Raw genomic sequence first — 16,580 nt, forward strand, 5'->3', positions numbered from 1 at the left:
CGGTCATCGAAAAGAGGCTGTCCTCAGGCCTTTTATGGCCTTTGAGACAGCCTAGGTAACTTCCGACGGACCTGCCCTATTGAAATTTAATCTAGTTGCTGCTTTCTCTGCCGCTTATCATACGACATCTACCGTCCCGCTCAGTCCTGCATATATCCGTGCCGTTCCAGAAACGCTTCGATCCGGCCCATTGCACGCAGCACCTCGACTTCGGCGGCCGTATAGTCGAATAGTATAAATGCATGTCGCCAGCCAGGGTAAAGCGCCAGCTCCGCGTCGTTGCCGACCGATCGATAGGCATCATAAAAGCGAACGGCATCCTCGGGCGCAACGACGTCGTCGGCCAGGCCGTGCAGGATCAGCATCGGCGGTTGTCCGGCCGACACGCGATAGAGCGGCGACCATGCCTTGGCTCGCTCATGTCTCTCCATCCAGGCGCGCAACCCGTCGTCCTCGCATCCGACGACAGGCGATCCCGCCGGAATCATCTGCTTCCATTTCCCCGTCAAATCGACGATGCCGTTGCAATTGACGATGAGATCGGCCCTGACGGAAACTTCGCGATTGGCGGCCGCGCCTGCCTGCTCAGAATCGTGGCCATCGACGAGGTCGACCGCAAGGCTGGCCGCAAGATGACCGCCGGCCGAATCGCCGACGACGGCGATCCGATCCGGGCGAATGCCGAACCGGCTGGCGTTCGTCCGGATGAAGCTGATCGCCGAACGGCAGTCCGCCATGCAATCTTCGAGCGAGGACGCCCGGCATGCCGTATCCGGCTTACCCGGGCTCGGCAGCAGCCTGTACGCCACGCTGAAGGATACCGCGCCCCGGTCCGCCATCATCCGGCAGTGCCGCTCGAATTGCTCCGGTGCGCCGCTATGCCACCCGCCGCCGTGAATCCATACGACCGCGGAGCGGCCGTCCGCTTCGTGCCAGCCGTCCGGCTTGCAAACCAGCAGCTTAAGACGCGCGCCATCCGTTTCTTTATAGATGACGGTCTCGATCGGCCGATCGCCATCGCTCATCGCGCTCCCCCTCCTCGCCCGCGGGGCTGCGCCTTAAACCTCTACCTTGGCCTCGGCCGCCGTCTCTAACTCTACCTCGTGATCGACGAACAGGATGTTGAAGCGGCTGTGCTCGATCGTGAATCGGATATGCCTGCCCCCCTCCTCGCAGATGCCGTCCGCATAGCAGAGGCCACCGGGAAAATCGCTGACGATCCGCTTGTAGCCCCAGGTCCGCATGTCGTCGTCCGAGATCCAGACCGCCAGCGGAGTACGCTCCAGCATGCCGTGCCTGCCGTTCGGCGTATGGATGAGCGCGATTCGGCCGCCCGGCATGGCGATCAGCTTCGGCTTGTTGGACGGATTGGGAATGTCGGTGCGCTCGGCCGCGCTCCAGCCGGCCCCGCCGTCCCGCGACTCGCTTCGCCACAGGCAGCCGGATTCGTTGACGCGCAGCAGCATGACGAGCGTGCCGTCGGACAATTCAGCAAGCGTCGGTTCAGGCCAGTTCCACTTGGGCTGCCCCTTCCCCTTGATCGGCGTCCGCGGCCCTTCATGCCTTGTGTAGGTCCGGCCGTTGTCCTTGCTGATCAGCACGCCGTTTTCCACATGCGAGATGCGCGCTTCCCATATCTTGAGGCCGCTCTGCGCCAGGCGGTCATTTTCCTCGGGGGAGATCGGGTAGTGCTGATACGGAATGACAATGTCGCCGTTGCTCAGCCGAATCATTCCGCGCGCGAACGAAAAATTCGGCAGGGCGGGATGGATGCCGATGTCCTCCCACGTATAGCCGTTGTCGCGGCTTTGCATCGTCGTGCACTGCCAGTTGACGAAATGACCGTTGTGCAGCGTCAAAAAAGCGTAAAACACGCCGTCCAGCAGCATCAGCTCCGTGGCGTAAACCGCCTGACCGTCTTCCGGATAAATCGAGAACGGCTCCGACCAGGTCTCTCCGTTATCTTTGCTATGAAAAACGACGACCCGATTGCCGGGCGCCGGCTCCGTGATGTCGCCGACCTGGCCGACGCAGATCAGCTCGCCGTTCGGACAACGCCGAAGGATCGGCTCGCAGCTCAGATGGTCGCGGTGGACGAGACGAATTCGGTTCATCGTTGCAGCTCCTCTACTTGTTGGATAATGCCTCGGCATGCCAGCTTCAGCATATGAAGCTCACTGCCAATGCAGTAAATGCCCATGCCGTTCGCTTTGGCATGCCGCAGAAAGACCGGCTCCGAGGTGATGATGCCGCCGGCCTTGCCGAGACGGCGCACCGCTGCGGCAACGGCGGCGATCGCGTCCAGGATCGGCGCCGCCTCCCCGAGGCAATCGAGATCGCATGCCAAATCGTTCGGTCCCACGATGACGCCGTCAACGCCGTCCAGGCCGACGATCTCATCGATCGCGTCCAGGCCTGCCTGCGATTCGATCTGCGCGAATACCAGCGTGCGTTCATTGGCTTGGCGCATATACTCGCGGATGCCCGTCGGCGCGTACAAGGTATGGCCGCGGGTCGTGGAGATGCCGCGCCGCCCGACCGGCGCGTACTTCGCATGCCGGACGACGGCGGCGATGTCTTCCTTGCCGCCGGTCATCGGCAGCAGCAGGCCGTCGGCGCCCATGTCCATGAGCCGGGTGATCTCACTGCGCGCATGATCCGCCAGCCGCACCAGCACGGTGATGCCGGCAAGCCGGGCGGTCATGATGAGTCCCGACAACGCGGCGTGGTCGAAGCCGCCGTGCTCCGTATCAACGATAAAAAAGTCCAGGCCGCCGCTCTTGAACAGCACGGCCATATTGGGAAACGGAATTTCGCTGAGCATCGTGCCCGTATACGTCTCGTTGGGTTTCAAATCGTTTTCACCTTCTTCATTTGCTCGAACTAGTCCGTTCATGGATACGTTCATCGATACGTCCATAGATACGTTCATCGATCCGCCCGCTCAACCTGTGAGATCGCTCAGTTCGATCAGCCCGTCCAGCGCATCGCGATCCGGACGCAGCCGATAGGGAACGCCCAGCCGGTCGCAGACCGCGGCCACCAGCGCCTCGTGATGCCTGGCCGCTCCGCCGGTCACGAGGAGCCGCGCCCTGGCAGGCAGCTTGATCAACGCGGCTTCATAATCGCTAACCATCTCGTCCGCAAGCCCGGCCGTGCCGGAGCGAACCGCCATCTCCCGGCCGCCGGGCAAGCCGGACACGGTGCACAGCGTCCGGCCCGCGAAGTACGGCCGGCTCTCGAACTCGCCTGCCGCATGCGCTTCCGCGATGACGCACAGCTGGGCCGCCGTCCCCAGGTTGAGCAGGTACTCGCGCTCGTCCTGCAGCCCGCTTCCAAGTACCGAAGCCTGGTGGTCGCCGACCGGGCTGTACACCGCCACAGGCCCCCAAGCGCCGATCGGCAGCACCTTCATCGTCGCCTCTGGCAGTTCCAGCTCCGGATACGGGTTAAATTGCGGCGATCCGTCTTCTTTGTTGTACATGCCCGAAGCTGCCGCGTCCGTAATATGCGTCGCATTCGCGCCGGTCAGCCTATAGGCAATATAGGACCCCAGCGTGTAAAAGCGCCTCGCCCGCGAAAACAGTTCGGGCTCCAGCAGCTTCATCGCAAACAAGCCGCAGAGCGGCGAGTTCGGCTTGACGCAGCTGCCCGACGCCGGCGGCAGTCGAACGGGGAGCTGCGCCAGGCAGCTGCGCCCGTTCGCGGACAGCGTGCTGCGCCGGTCCTGCCAGGAGATATACGGCGTCAGCAAGCCGCCGCTGCCGTCGCCGAGCAAATATCCGTGCATTTGCGTGGAGATGTAAAGGCGGTCCACCGTGGCGGCATAACGCTGCAACGCGTCCATGACAGGCCGGACGATATCCTCGACGCTCACCTCGTGTATAGGCGGACGATTCTCGACGGGCATCGGAAACGGCACCGAAGCGGCCTCGGACTTCAGCCGCTTCTCCCGGTCGTAGACCGCCCACTTGATCGAGGTGCTTCCGATATCGAGGAGCAAGCTTTTCATACGATCCGCTCCATCCCGCGCCACAGCTCCTCCCCGGCCTTCGCATCCGCCCACGGATCGAAATGAGGCGCCATGACCCCGTGCCAGTCGGACGGCGAATGATTCGTCGTCAGCAGCCCTTGCCGCTTGACCGCGCCCGCGACGGCCGGCAGCTCGCGATAGTTGAACAGAAGCGCGCCGGCGCTGCCGATGACGCAGCTTGCATTGAAGCTGCCCGGCGTCTCCTCCTGGCGCTGATAGTGGTAGTAGATATAGCTCGACGCAAGCGCCGGCTTCAATCGCGCGAGGGTGCCGATCCGTTCCTCCGGCCGGAAGCGGACGCCCGATGCTTCGAGCTCCTCAGGAAGCCCGTCGTGGAAAATATCGATCATCGGGACTGCCAGCCTGAACGGCGTCTCTTCCGCGCCGCCCGTCCGCGTCCCCGCGACCGGCGCCGGCGGCCATTTCTCCAAATACGTCTCGTAGCAACGCGGCCAATCCCAGACGGCGCCTCCCCCCGCGTCCAGGCGCTCGGCATACGTGCAAACGTACGGGCCGCAGGCGAATACGGATATCTCGCGCAAGCCTTCGCTCTCCCAGCCTTCCCGCAGCGCGGCGGCCTCCCGTCCGACCTGCTGACGGAACGCGTCCTCCGCTCCCCGGCGAAGCTGGGCGTAATACAGCTGCCTCTCTCTCATAACGACCGATCTCCCGCTTCCGTATAAAATCGCCGGGCGTTCGCCCCTCTCGCAGCATCCCGCTCCGATTCGCTCCACGCCTGCGGCAGCAGCCGCTCGAACAGCTGCACGACGTCCCGGTACGTTCCCGCCGTCAAGGCGACCGGCCAATCGCTGCCGAACAGGACGCGGCTTGGACCGAACAGCTCCGCCGTGCGCTGAATATAAGGCGCGAGCGCCTCGGCATCTGCGCCCCCCGCCGCGGTGATCATCCCCGACCATTTGCAATAGACGCGGGGGAACGACGCCAGCTCGCCCATCCGCGCTGCCCACGGCTCAAGCTCGCCCCGGCGGACGTCCGGCGAACCGATATGGTTGATGGCCGCCTTCAGCCGGGGGAGTCGCGTCAGCCATCCGGCCACGACCGGCATATCCGCCGGTCCGATCAGCAGATCGACGGCAAGGCCGTCCCGCTCCAGCTGGGCCAGATTCGCCAGCAGGCGCGCCGGGGCGGGCTCCTGGCGGCAAGGTTCGACGATGGCGCGGTCGATGCGGATGCCCGCGAATCGCGGATGGCGGCGGAGCCTGCCGTAGTCCTCTGCAAACGAATCCGCCAGCGGGTTCAGGTAACCGACGACGCCGGCGATCCGTTCGTGCCGGTCGGCCAGCGCCAGCAAATATTCCGTCTCCGCCGTCGTCGCCGCGGCTTGTATGGCGATGAAGCCTTCCATGTCGCACCCCGACGCTGCGGCGAACAGATCGTCCGGCACATAATCCCGGTAGAGCGCGGCATTGTCCGGCTTCAGCCAGCGGTAATCTCCCCGCGCGAGCTGCCAGAAGTGCACGTGACTGTCAAGATAGCGCATGATCGCTCCCCTCCTCCCGGCGAGCTTTCGGACCGGAGCGCCCGCCGTCGCTCCACGCCCGGTACCATCGGAGCCAGGAATCGTACGCCTGCTGCTCGAACGACTCTGCCAGCAGGTCCAGATTTTCCTCAAGCTGGTCGAGCGAAGCCGGTCCGAACAAATTCAGCGCGATATCGGGGCTGCCGAGCGGAAATTGCAGGGCGAAGCCGACCGGATCGACGCCGCTGCGCGCGCACCAGCTCCGGTAGGCGACCGCGGCGGGCAAGCGCCGCCGCCGATGATCGTCCTCCGTCAGCGCCAGGCTGCGCGGGTCATCGCGCGAGATCAGCCGACCGGCGAGCGGGCTGCCGTTGACGACGCAGACGCCGGACGCCGCGGCCTCCCGAATGAGCGTTTCCGCGCTCTGCTCCAACGGCGTGTAGTCGCCGTAGGTCAGAATGCTGTCGAACGCCCCGCTTGCCGCCGCTTCCCCCAGCACCTCGTGGCTGGCGGTGCCGATCCCGATATAGCGGATCAAGCCTTCCCGCCGGGCCGCCTGAAGCATTTGCAGGATGCCGTCCTCGCCGAATGCCTGATGGAGCGACGTCGTCTCGTGCAATTGATATAGATCGATATAGCCGGTGCGCAGCCGCCCGAGACTTGCCTCCAGGCTCGCGCGGACAAGCGCCGCCGCCTCCGGGCCGCTTAACCGGACCGGCACGACGATCGCCTTGGTCGCGATGAACACGGTCCGCCTGTCCGTCCCGGCGACGAATTGCCCGAGCACCTCCTCGCTCTCGCCTTTGCCGTAGTTATAGGACGTATCGAAGTACCGAATCCCGCTCCCGTAGGCGGCGCGATGAACGGCCGCGTCCCTCGCGTACGCGCAGCCGATGCCGTAAGGGATCGGCCCACGGCGGCCGTGCCGCAAATAAAAGCGCCGTATGTCCTCGATCAAGGCTGTCACTTCCGCTCAAGTCCTCCTTCAAGCGCTATTCCGCATGTGCTCTTCATCAAGTTTTCCGCAAGGCTTTTGCCTCACGCCATCTCCTTCATGCCTTCTCCTCATGCCCTCTCCTCATGCCGTAGCCTCATGCCGTAGCCTCATGCCGTAGCCTCATGCCGTCTCCTCAAGCCATCTCCCAAGGCTGCCGGTAGCTCGGCTTGTAAGCATGCCGCTCCACCTCGAGCACCAGCGGCAGCCGCGAAGCCGGCGCCAGCTCGACCTCGAACGCCGGCGCGCCGATCTCCGTCGTCCGCGTCGTCCGCTCGGCGGCAGGCCATGGCGCCCCGGCTTCTACGTACGTCGCAAGCTTCAGCTCGCCGGACAGCTGCCCGGCATGGACGCGAACGATGCGGTGCTCGCCGTAGCCGCTCGCCTGCACGATCAGCCGCCGCGCGCGGGACGGATGCAGATTGACCAGCTCCAGCTCCACCTCGTCTTCCGTCAGCCGGCTGACCAGCGCCGCGACGTCGTCCGGCACGCCGGGACGCCGCAGCTCCGCATCGTAATACCGCACGCGCGGGAACCACAGCCCGCCGTTGTAGATCATGCGCGGCGCGCCGCACATGAGCTGCGACAGCGCCTCCGTCACGACCGGATTGCGATACTGGAAGTACGTCTCGCGGTACGACGACGGATCTTCCCGATCGTGATGGATAAAGGCCAGCCGGTAATACAGCAGCGTCAGGCTGTGCCGGAGCATATGCAGCGGATAATCCGGGTATTCCCCGTGCAAGTAAGCGGCCCACGGCTCATCGTTGCCGCCGAAGTCCTTCTTGACGCGGAAGCCGGACCGGACGCGCCGCGCATCGTCTTCATGCGCGTGCCGCAGCTTGACCGCGCGGTCCCAGTCGTCCTCCGCCATCGACGCATGCCACAGATGCACCGGGAAGTGCGGCTCCATCGGCTGAAATTCGAACCAGCCGTCCCGCCACAGCACCGGACTGCCGGTCGGCTCGTGCGGACGCGACGCGCTCCCGTCCGCCAGCAGCACGCTGTCGATCCACAAATCATAGTCGTACCAGCCGGGATCGCCGTACTTGTACGGCACATGCAGCGTGCCGCGGTGCATGATGCCCCGCTCCGTCAAGGCGTCGAGCTGCCGCCGCGCGAAGTGCAAGTACCGTTCGTCGCCGCCGCTGACGAGCCAGCCGTTTTCCGCCGCCGCCATCACCGCGCAGCCGACCGCATGCCAGCCGTGCGGCCACGTCCAGCCGTAGTAGCCGCCGTACCATTTCCCGCCCGTATACTCGCCGACCTGCCCGCTCAAGCCGACGTTGTCCGGCACGACGCCGCCGTTCGCATCCGCCCGCTCCATCCAGCCGCCGACGTAGCGCTCGATCCACAGGCGGTATTTGTCGTCGCCCGTATGCAGATAAGCCTGCGCCACCATCGACGTGACGGCCAGATTCACCGCCGCGTCGCCGCGGCTCTGCCGCGCTTCCAGCGCCCGGCCCATCGCCGCTGCGGCCGCTTCCGTCTTCACGTCGTCCAGCCGCTCGACGCCCTGCACGTCCTGGAACGGCAAGCCGTAGAACCGTTTCCAGTTCGCATAGCCCCACGACTTGCCGGCGAAGTTGCGCCAGCCCGGCCCCATGCTGCCGCTGTGCGGACTGCGGATCACGTTGCGCGCCGCGTCGTAGTTGCGGGCCGTTTCTTCCACATACAAGTTCGCGTACCGGATCGCGCGCTCCCGGTTCGTCCCGCCTGCGGGGTCCATCATGTTCAGCAAGTAAAAAAACAGATAGCCCTCGCCCTGGTGGAACCAGTCGTATCCCTGCTCGTACTCGTCCACGACCATCGGATGGCCGTGGCCCGTCTGAACGCCCGCGAACTGCTTGACGATCGCGTCGTACTGCCGCAGCGACCATCCCCGAAGCCGCTCGTCCCCGCCGAGCATATACAGGAGCGGCCAGTTGTGGAAGCTCTCGAACATATCGTCGAGCGCGTCGATGTCCTCGTGATCCGCGTCCGTCGGCCACAGCATCGTGCCGTCCTCGCGGACGTATCGGGAGATCGCCAGCTCCGCCGCCTCGTTCATGCGCGCGATGAGCGCCCGCTCCAGCAACGCCCATGTCGGCGGTTCGACGAGCGGCAGCGTACTGCGTATCGCTATCATTTTCCGTCTCCCTCATCCCTTTGTTGAATAAGCGCCTGCTTCTAATCTGAACCTGTTCCTGCTCCGGCAGCCTCAGCCTTTAACCGAGCCGACCATCGTGCCCTTCTCGAAGTACTTCAACAGAAAAGGATAAATGACGAGCAGCGGCGTGATCGCCACCATGATGGACGCCATCTTGAGGCTCTCCGGCGCCGGAGGCTCCTGGGTTTGCGTCAACGAGGCGAACGAATCCTGCCGGTCCTGGATCAAGATTTCCTGAAGCACGTACTGCAGCACGAATTTGCCGCGATCGGTCACGTACAGCAGGTTGTCGGAAAACTGGTTCATATGCATGACGAGATTCCACAGCGTCAGCGTCACCAGCACCGGCACGGTGAGCGGCAGCATGATCTGCAGCAGCGTCCGCATCTCGCCTGCGCCGTCGATGCGCGCCGACTCCTCGAGCTCCTTGGGGATCGTGCGGAAGAAGCTCATCATGACAAGCACATGGAACGCGCTGGCCATATGCAGCACGACGTAGACGCCCCGCGTATTGATCAGCTCCAGATCGCGCAGCAGCAGGTACGTCGGAATGATGCCCCCGTCGAACAGCATCGTGAACAGAATGACCAGCGTAAACGCCCGCTTGTACGGGAAATAAGGGCGGGACAGCGGATAGGCGGCCAGGATGGTCACGAGCAGGCTCGCCGCCGTGCCGACAATCATCCGGAACAGCGTGTTCTCGTAGCCGACCCAGATGTTGCGTGCTTGGAATACCTGCTCGTAAGCTTCCAGGCTGAACGATCTCGGGAAAAAGTGAAACCCGTAGCGAAGCGCCTCTCCGCGGTCGCTGAACGATACCGACAGGACGTGGACGAACGGGTACAGCACCATGAGCAGCACCGTCCCGATCACCGCATACAACACCGCGTCGACCGCTTTTTCGCCCGGAGATTTTAAGTTCATTGCGTCTCTCTCCTCACCATAGTCCTTGCTCGCCTCCGCTGGCCTTGCGGGCGATCGCGTTCGTCAGCAGCACGAGCGTCAGCCCGACGACCGATTTGAACAGCCCGATCGCGGCCGTGTAGCTGTATTGGAACTGCTGCAGGCCGATGCGGTACACGTACGTCTCGAATACGTCGCCGCGGTCATAGTTCAGCGGATTGAGAAAGTTGTAGATTTGCTCGAAGTTCGTATTCAAAAATCCGCCCAAGCTCAGGATGAGCATCACGACGACGGTCGGCATGAGGCACGGCAGCGTAATATGCCAGATGCGCTTCCACCGCTTGGCGCCGTCCATGACGGCCGCCTCGTGCAGCTGCGGATCGATGCCGGCGATCGCCGCGAAAAAAATGATCGAGTTCCAGCCCAGCTCCTTGAACAGCATCGACAGCACCAGCAGGGGCCGCAAATATTGCTTTTCGCCCATGAAGAAGATGGGATCGAAGCCGAGCAGCTGGATCACATAATTGACGACGCCCATGCTGGGGGACAAAAAGTAGATGAACAGGCCGGAAATGATGACCCACGAGATAAAATGCGGCAAATACGTCGTCGTCTGGACGATCCGCTGGAACCAGCGATGCCGCAGCTCGTTGAGCATGATGGCGAACGCAATCGGCGCCGGGAACACGATCAGCACGAAATAGACGTTGATCAGCATCGTATTGCGGAACAGCGTGTAGAAGTTCGGGTCGGCGAACAGTCGGCGGAAGTGAAGCAGTCCGACCCACGGACTGCCCCACACGCCTTCCACCACCCTGAAATTTTTGAACGCGATCAGCAGGCCGTACATCGGACCGAACTTGAACAAAATGAAGGCCGACAACGAAACCAGCAGCATGACGCTCAGCTCTTTATATTTCCAGAACAGTCGGATCTGGCTCAAATCTCTCTACTCCTCTACGGCCATGATTGCGATATTGTCAAAGTAGACGACGGCCGGCCAGCGGTCGGAGGAAAACTGCAGGACGAGCGTATCGATCGCCCCGGGCGCGTACGTAAACACTTCGGTCCCGTTGTTCAGCTTGAGCCGCACGCCGTCGATGTCGACCGTGTACTGATTCGTATCGAGATCGAGCAGCATGTCGATATGCCTCCACTGGTTCAGCAGGCTCGGATACGTCGACGCAGGGCTCCAGTCTACGTAGTAGTAGCCGTAGGCCGAGAACAGGCCGCTCAGGCCGCTGGCCGTCACCGGCGCCTTGGCCGGGAACAGCTGGAAGTGCGCCGTCTGGTTGCCGGTATGCATGACGTCCCAGCTCAGATGCAACTTGCCGCTATCGAGCGTCGACGGCAGCGGAATCGTCAGCCGCGGCGCGTCCTGCTGCCCGTCGGAGGCGATGACCAGCGAACGGTTGAATCTGCCCGGCACCTCCGCGATGCCGATGCTGCTGGTCGTGCCCGTTCGGACGGTCCAGGCCGACGGCAGCCCGCTTAAGGCGTTGAAGTTCTGCGCGTACAGCAGCTCGCGTCCGTACGGCGCCGTGCGAATCTGCTGCACCGCGTCGGCCCGATCCCAGACGTCGGAGCCGTTGACCGCTTGCACCTTCCAGTAATAGGTCGTCCGTTCGTCGAGCCCGTCTGCGGCGGGCATCGTGAAGGCGTTCGTCGCGATGTCCTCGTAGACGAACGTCGGCGACGTCAGCGCCGGGTCGGTGCCGATCAGCAGACGGTACGATGAGGCGCTCGGCACGTCGGTCCACGAGAAGGCCGCCCCGTCGGTTACGACGTCGTGCGAGCCCTGCTGCGGCGCGAGTGGAATCGGCGCGTCCCGCGTGAACAGCACGCCGTAGTGTGCTTGCACATCGGCAGCGGGATCGGCCGACGTCCAGACGAACGTCAGCTCGTCGCCGGCCTGCAGCGAGATCCGTTCGTGCGCCTGGTACACTGACGTCAGCACCGATGCGCCGGCAACGGGATCGCCGTTGACCCGCAGCTCGAAGTCATAGTCGGAGCCGTCCAGCTTGCGGAGCGAAGCGAGCGCCTCGACCTCCCCGTCATACGGAGCCGTCCACTGCCACTCCGCCGCCGTCAGCGACGTCGCCGTGATCGCGCCGCTGAACCCGGCCTGCGGCTGGCCGGCATGACCCTGTCCGACGCCATCCGCATAGGAAGCCACGCGATAATCGTACACCTCGCCGACCGCCGCCTCCGTATCGAGCCAGCTCGTCGCCGCCAGCGGGCCGGCGCCCGTGCCGGTGTCCAGCCGCTCGTACGGATCTGCCGAGCCGTGAAGCTTGCGGAAGACGTAGTAGCCGTCGGCACCCGTCACCGCGGACCAGTTCAACTGGACGCCGTATACGGCCGGGATGACGGATACCTCCGACGGCGAAGGGAGCAGTCCGCGCTCGATGACGATCGTAGACTCGCCGCCGTCCGCGACGAGCGGCCATGCGCCGGACACCGCGTTTTTCCGCAGCACGTTGTTCCTGGCATTGGGGGTGACGACGATGGCGCTGCCGACCTTGTTGTGCTCCAGCAGGTTCGCCTGCACGTTCCCGCTGGCCGATTGCACCGAGTTGGTGCGGAACGACAGCCTGTCGGTGTCGTTGCGGCGCAGCGTATTGCCGTACGAGATGACCGACGCGCGCGCCGTGCTGCCGTAGCCGTATTCGGAATAGGTGATTCCCGCCTCCGGCGAATCCGCATTCTGAATCAGGTTGTAGTAAGCCGCGCCGTACTGGCTCGGGTGAGACGAATGATCGAGCGCTGACACCGTGGAGCCGCCCTGCTCCGCCGTATTGCCGTCCACGATGTTATCCAGCACGTTGCCCCACAGCACAAAGTTGTTTCCTTTGTTGAGATAGGCATGGTTGCCGACCACGAGGTTGAGCGTATGGAAGTGGGCGACGACCGCCTTTGAACGATAATCCGGCGTCACGTCCCAAGGCTTGTCGACATACACCGTACCGTCGCTGCTGCCCGTCACCTTGCGATATTGTCCAAGTCCGCGGCCGTCGACGATCAGCACGTACAGCTCCTTCATCTGGTTCGCGGTCCAGCTGACATTGGCGAATGTCAGCGAATCCGGCGTGCCGTCCTTCACCGCACCGTAGTAATGCGTAGTCGGGAATGGCGCATCGCCGTTGTTGTCGAACAGCACATATTCGCCGTCATTGGTCGGCGTCGCCTCGTTGCCGACATAAGTGATGTTGTTGCCGGATACATAATTCATTTCGTTCGGCTTGAGGCCCGGCCGGTCGAAGCCCATGTTGAACGTGATGCCGCGGCTTGCCTCTCTCACCCCTGCGGCATTGCGGCCGTCGATCGTGTTGCCTTCGATAATGTTTTTGGACGAGCTCGTAAACACGATCGGCGTATATCGCCGGGTCAGTACCGTATTGTCGATAAAGCGCCCGTATTCGGATAGGTCGAAGTTGATGCCGTTATAGCCCTCGAACGTGTTGCCGACGATCTGCAGCCGTTCGAAATAATCCGTCGTGCCGCTGCTCCCGAAGACGCCGCTGAAGTAGCCCTTGATTCCGCTCGTCGGGAAATAGTTGCGAACCTCGTTGTATCGGACGAATACATCATCCGCGCCGTCCTCGATATCGATGCCCATGTCTACGCTGACGCTGCCGACCAGCTTCAGGTTCTCGACGCCCGAGCCGTCACCCACGCGCACGATCGCCTTGCCGAGTCCGCCTGTCGCAGGACCGACCGGGTCGCCGGTTATAAACTTGATGACCGACTGATGCTCGCCGCCGGCGTCCTTGCCCAATCCCTTCAGCGCCGTATGCTCTCCGACGTGAAGCGTATTGGAAATATCGTACGTCCCCGCCGGCACCAGCACCGTGCCGCCGCCGTCCGCCGCGTCGAGCGCCGCCTGAATGGCCGCCCGGTCGTCGACGCCGTCGTCCGGAATCGCACCGTAGGTCGCGATCGACACCGAGTACGTCGAGAACGGCTCGTCGACGACCTCGATCGTCTGCGTCTCTCCCCAGCCGTACGCCCCGCCGTAGCCGTTGTGCGTCCAAATCTCGTACGTGCCGGGACCCAGCGCCAGCGGCCATTCGAACACGAGCTCGTACGGCCCCGCTTCTTCGAGCGTTACCGCCGTTGCGTCGCCTTCCTCGTCGACGAGATACACATAAGCCGCGTTCGAGACGCCGGCAAGCTGCTTGCCGATGATCCGCACCTCGCGCGAGGAAGCCGTATTCAAGCGGTTGGGCGACGCGAAGTAAACCGTCGTCTTGTTGAGCAGCTTGGGCGCGCTCCACTGCGTATCGTTCACGGCCCATACGGCGTACATGCCCGGCGTCTCGGCCGCCGGCACGACCGCCCGCAGCGCCGTATCGTTGCCGTACGGCTCGCCGATCGCCGCCGCTTCGTCGCGGTCCAGCGCTTCCGGGTCGGCCGCGGCGCCGATCAAGGCTTCAAGGCCGGCAGCCGGCGTATCGTCCAGACGCAGCAGCCGCACGTCGTCCGTATCGAAGCTTGCGCCGAACAGCTGGAACATCTCTCCCGGCTTCACCTCCGTCGGCGCTGCGGAGAACAGCACCGGCACGCGGTTGCCGCTGGCGTCGAGCTGCGTCGTCAGCCTCGCCGCGCTGCCGCCCGACCAGCTGTCCGCTCCTTTGTGGGCGACGACCTTCCAGTAATAAACGGTGTCGTAATCGAGCGCCGCAGACGCAGGCAGCGTGTACGCGTTGTCCGTAATGCCGTCGATAACCTGCGTCACCTCGGTGAGTCCGCTGTCTCTGCCGATGACGAGCGTATACGAATCGGCGTGGGCGTCCCGCCATTCGAACGCGGGCGTGACGGACGTGTCCTCGCTGCGGTCGACGGGACCGACGGCCGACGGCGAAGTCGGCTGCCAGGCGACCGTCACGTCGTCCACGTCGTAGGCGCCGGTATGATACCCGTTGTCCGCGCCGCCTCTGCCGTACTTGTTGAAGACCATGAACTGGGTCAGCGGATTCGCGCCCTGGAACGCGATCGGCTGCTGGTTCGTCTTCTGTCCGTCGATATACAGGTCGTACGTGCCCGCATCGACATCGACGACCATGCGGTAGTCGTACCACTTATCCGCATCCATCTTGCCCTGCGACCGGTAGGTCGGGTCGGTCGCATAGACGTTGCCGTAGTCGACGAAGGCCCATACCGGCTGTTGATTGTAGGTCAGATTGTTGCCCATCGCATACGTGAGGAAGCGCTGGGTCGAATCGCGTCTGACGCGGAACGACGCGTCCAGCGTGCCGTTCGCGACCGTCCGTCCGAACGGATAGATGAGCGCCGGCCCCGCATCCGTCGAACCGGTCGAGCGATTCAGCTCGACATAGCGCTCCCCGCCGGCCTCGACGACCTGCACGGTGCTGACGGTGCCAGGCGCAAACGCCGTGAACGGCGCGGGAACGCTGCCCGACGCGGCCGACTCGAAGTCCTCCGATACCCAGACGCTGTCGTCGGTCTCCGTCAGCCACAAGCCGCTGCCCGCTTCGGTGACGCCGTCGTCCGCCAGCACATGCCAGCTATAATTGCGCGAAGCGTCGAGCGCGAAGGGCACCGTAAATTGCGTGCCGGCAATGCCGTTGTACGCGTAGGATTGAGGCGTGCCGTCGACGGATGCGATGCTCACCGTGTACGCGGCGCTGCCCGGCACCGCCGTCCAGGTCAGCGACGGATAGCGGCTCACGTCCTGCGGGCCCGCCGGATCCTTCATCGTCTTGAAGCTGGCCGTGTCGGCGGACCAGCTCCAGCCGTCGTCATGGGCGACGACCCGCCAGTAGTACGTCGTGTCGTAGTCCAGCCCGGCGGCGGCGGGAATGCTCAAGCTGTCCGCCGTACCGGCCGCCGCGCCGCTCCATGCGATGTCGGTCATCGCCGCGTCGCGCGCGATCACGATCGAATAGTCCTCGGCGCCGCTGTCCTGCCACTGCAGCGTCTCCGTCAACCCGAGCTGGCTCGCGCCGGATGCAGGCGCTGCCGCCCGCGGCGGCGTCCGCGAATGGCGGATCGTCACGTCGTCGACCCAGTACGGGCCGGTCTGGTACGCCAGATCGCCGCCTCCCCGCCCGGCGGAGTTGTACACGGTGAACTCGCGGATCGGCTGGGTCGCCTGGAACGCCACCGGCGCCGCGTTCGCCTTGACGCCGTTGATGTAGAAATCGTACGTCCCCGCATCGATATCGGCGACCAGCCTGTAGTGATACCACGTATCGGCATTCATGGCGCCGACGTCGCGGTACGTCGGATCGTACAAGTAGTGACGGTTGTAGTCGACGAAGGCCCAAGCCGCATTTTGCGAGCGCGTCAGGCTGTAGCCGAGCGAATACAGAATGAAGCGCTGCGTGCTCGAACGCTTCACGCTGAACTCCGCGCTGACGATGCCGTCCGTCAGCGGCGCGCCGAACGGATACGTGAGCGCCGGCCCGTATACGGCGGAGCCTACCGACCTGTTCAGCTCGATCCGGTGCTGCGTCCCGTCGGCGATGACCTGTACGGTGTTGTTGGCATCCGGGGTGTACTTCGTGAAGCCCGCCGGCAGCGTGCCGACCGCATCGTCCTCGAACGCGTCGGACACGAGCTGCTCCCGATCGGCCGGCGTCGCGAGCGAATCCTCGGCCCACGCCGTCCAGCTCCCCCCGCTGCCCGACTCGACCGTCAGGTCGTAGGTCGCGCCCGGCTGAAGACGGTTCGGCAATGCGAGGGAACGCACGCCGGCAGGCAACGTGTACACGGCCTCCGGCGCCGCTTCTCCTTGCCGTTTTACGGTCAATCGGTATTGCGACGCGCCGGCGTCCTCGGTCCATTCGAGCTTCGGATACAGCGAGGCTTGAATCGTCAAGCTGCCGCTCTCTTCGGCGCTTGCCGTCTGCATGACACCGCCCGCGGGCGGCAGCAGCCCCCACAGCAAAGTCAGTAAAACCGTCCAAACCGTAATTCGCCTGAAAATTCTGACTTTCATCTTTATTCCTCCTGCGGATTCGGATTCAACGGCGCGCCTTTCCGCTCTTCCGGCGAA

Annotated in this window: 11 protein-coding genes; all 11 read right to left on the reverse strand. The window is 63.9% G+C overall.

The window, feature by feature from the left end:
- Positions 1 to 140: 140 nt before the first annotated feature.
- Positions 141 to 1,025 carry an alpha/beta hydrolase gene (locus tag KB449_RS23735; protein ID WP_282910721.1) on the reverse strand — a complete coding sequence of 295 codons (885 nt, stop codon included), beginning with the start codon at positions 1,023 to 1,025 and terminating at the stop codon, positions 141 to 143.
- 33 nt (positions 1,026 to 1,058) lie between these two features.
- The gene (locus KB449_RS23740; protein ID WP_282910722.1) at positions 1,059 to 2,114 is read right to left on the reverse strand and encodes a sialidase family protein; all 1,056 of its coding nucleotides are present in this window, start codon (positions 2,112 to 2,114) and stop codon (positions 1,059 to 1,061) included.
- Positions 2,111 to 2,932 (reverse strand): HpcH/HpaI aldolase family protein, encoded by an 822-nt coding sequence (locus KB449_RS23745; RefSeq protein WP_282910723.1) that lies wholly within the window; start codon positions 2,930 to 2,932, stop codon positions 2,111 to 2,113. Before KB449_RS23745 ends, KB449_RS23740 begins: the two co-directional genes overlap by 4 nt.
- A 12-nt stretch (positions 2,933 to 2,944) precedes the next feature.
- Positions 2,945 to 4,012, reverse strand: a complete 1,068-nt coding sequence (locus KB449_RS23750; protein ID WP_282910724.1) for an FGGY family carbohydrate kinase — start codon at positions 4,010 to 4,012, stop codon at positions 2,945 to 2,947.
- Positions 4,009 to 4,689, reverse strand: coding sequence for a hypothetical protein (locus KB449_RS23755; RefSeq protein WP_282910725.1), 681 nt, complete (start codon positions 4,687 to 4,689; stop codon positions 4,009 to 4,011). The genes KB449_RS23750 and KB449_RS23755 overlap by 4 nt, the downstream gene beginning before the upstream one ends.
- Complete coding sequence (locus KB449_RS23760) at positions 4,686 to 5,534, reverse strand: amidohydrolase family protein (protein ID WP_282910726.1); 849 nt, start codon at positions 5,532 to 5,534, stop codon at positions 4,686 to 4,688. The genes KB449_RS23755 and KB449_RS23760 overlap by 4 nt, the downstream gene beginning before the upstream one ends.
- Positions 5,521 to 6,480, reverse strand: a complete 960-nt coding sequence (locus tag KB449_RS23765; protein WP_282910727.1) for an aldo/keto reductase — start codon at positions 6,478 to 6,480, stop codon at positions 5,521 to 5,523. The genes KB449_RS23760 and KB449_RS23765 overlap by 14 nt, the downstream gene beginning before the upstream one ends.
- Before the next feature lie 163 nt (positions 6,481 to 6,643).
- Entirely contained in the window at positions 6,644 to 8,635 is a 1,992-nt protein-coding gene (locus KB449_RS23770; RefSeq protein WP_282910728.1) for a DUF8034 domain-containing protein, read from the reverse strand.
- Between the two features lie 72 nt (positions 8,636 to 8,707).
- Positions 8,708 to 9,580, reverse strand: coding sequence for a carbohydrate ABC transporter permease (locus KB449_RS23775; protein WP_282910729.1), 873 nt, complete (start codon positions 9,578 to 9,580; stop codon positions 8,708 to 8,710).
- Positions 9,581 to 9,593: 13 nt separating this feature from the next.
- On the reverse strand, positions 9,594 to 10,502 hold the full coding sequence (locus KB449_RS23780) for an ABC transporter permease (RefSeq protein ID WP_282910730.1): 909 nt from the start codon (positions 10,500 to 10,502) through the stop codon (positions 9,594 to 9,596).
- Positions 10,503 to 10,508: 6 nt separating this feature from the next.
- Positions 10,509 to 16,523 (reverse strand): right-handed parallel beta-helix repeat-containing protein, encoded by a 6,015-nt coding sequence (locus tag KB449_RS23785; protein ID WP_282910731.1) that lies wholly within the window; start codon positions 16,521 to 16,523, stop codon positions 10,509 to 10,511.
- Positions 16,524 to 16,580: the final 57 nt, after the last annotated feature.

Source organism: Cohnella hashimotonis (genome assembly GCF_030014955.1).
GTDB lineage: Bacteria > Bacillota > Bacilli > Paenibacillales > Paenibacillaceae > Cohnella > Cohnella hashimotonis.

Excerpts from the sequence above, each read along its gene's own strand:
- KB449_RS23750 (WP_282910724.1), bottom strand. The coding sequence starts at position 4,012 with ATGAAAAGCTTGCTCCTCGATATCGGAAGCACCTCGATCAAGTGGGCG.
- KB449_RS23745 (WP_282910723.1), bottom strand. The coding sequence starts at position 2,932 with ATGAACGTATCTATGGACGTATCGATGAACGTATCCATGAACGGACTA.
- KB449_RS23760 (WP_282910726.1), bottom strand. The coding sequence starts at position 5,534 with ATGCGCTATCTTGACAGTCACGTGCACTTCTGGCAGCTCGCGCGGGGA.
- KB449_RS23735 (WP_282910721.1), bottom strand. The coding sequence starts at position 1,025 with ATGAGCGATGGCGATCGGCCGATCGAGACCGTCATCTATAAAGAAACG.
- KB449_RS23755 (WP_282910725.1), bottom strand. The coding sequence starts at position 4,689 with ATGAGAGAGAGGCAGCTGTATTACGCCCAGCTTCGCCGGGGAGCGGAG.
- KB449_RS23775 (WP_282910729.1), bottom strand. The coding sequence starts at position 9,580 with ATGAACTTAAAATCTCCGGGCGAAAAAGCGGTCGACGCGGTGTTGTAT.
- KB449_RS23740 (WP_282910722.1), bottom strand. The coding sequence starts at position 2,114 with ATGAACCGAATTCGTCTCGTCCACCGCGACCATCTGAGCTGCGAGCCG.
- KB449_RS23770 (WP_282910728.1), bottom strand. The coding sequence starts at position 8,635 with ATGATAGCGATACGCAGTACGCTGCCGCTCGTCGAACCGCCGACATGG.
- KB449_RS23785 (WP_282910731.1), bottom strand. The coding sequence starts at position 16,523 with ATGAAAGTCAGAATTTTCAGGCGAATTACGGTTTGGACGGTTTTACTG.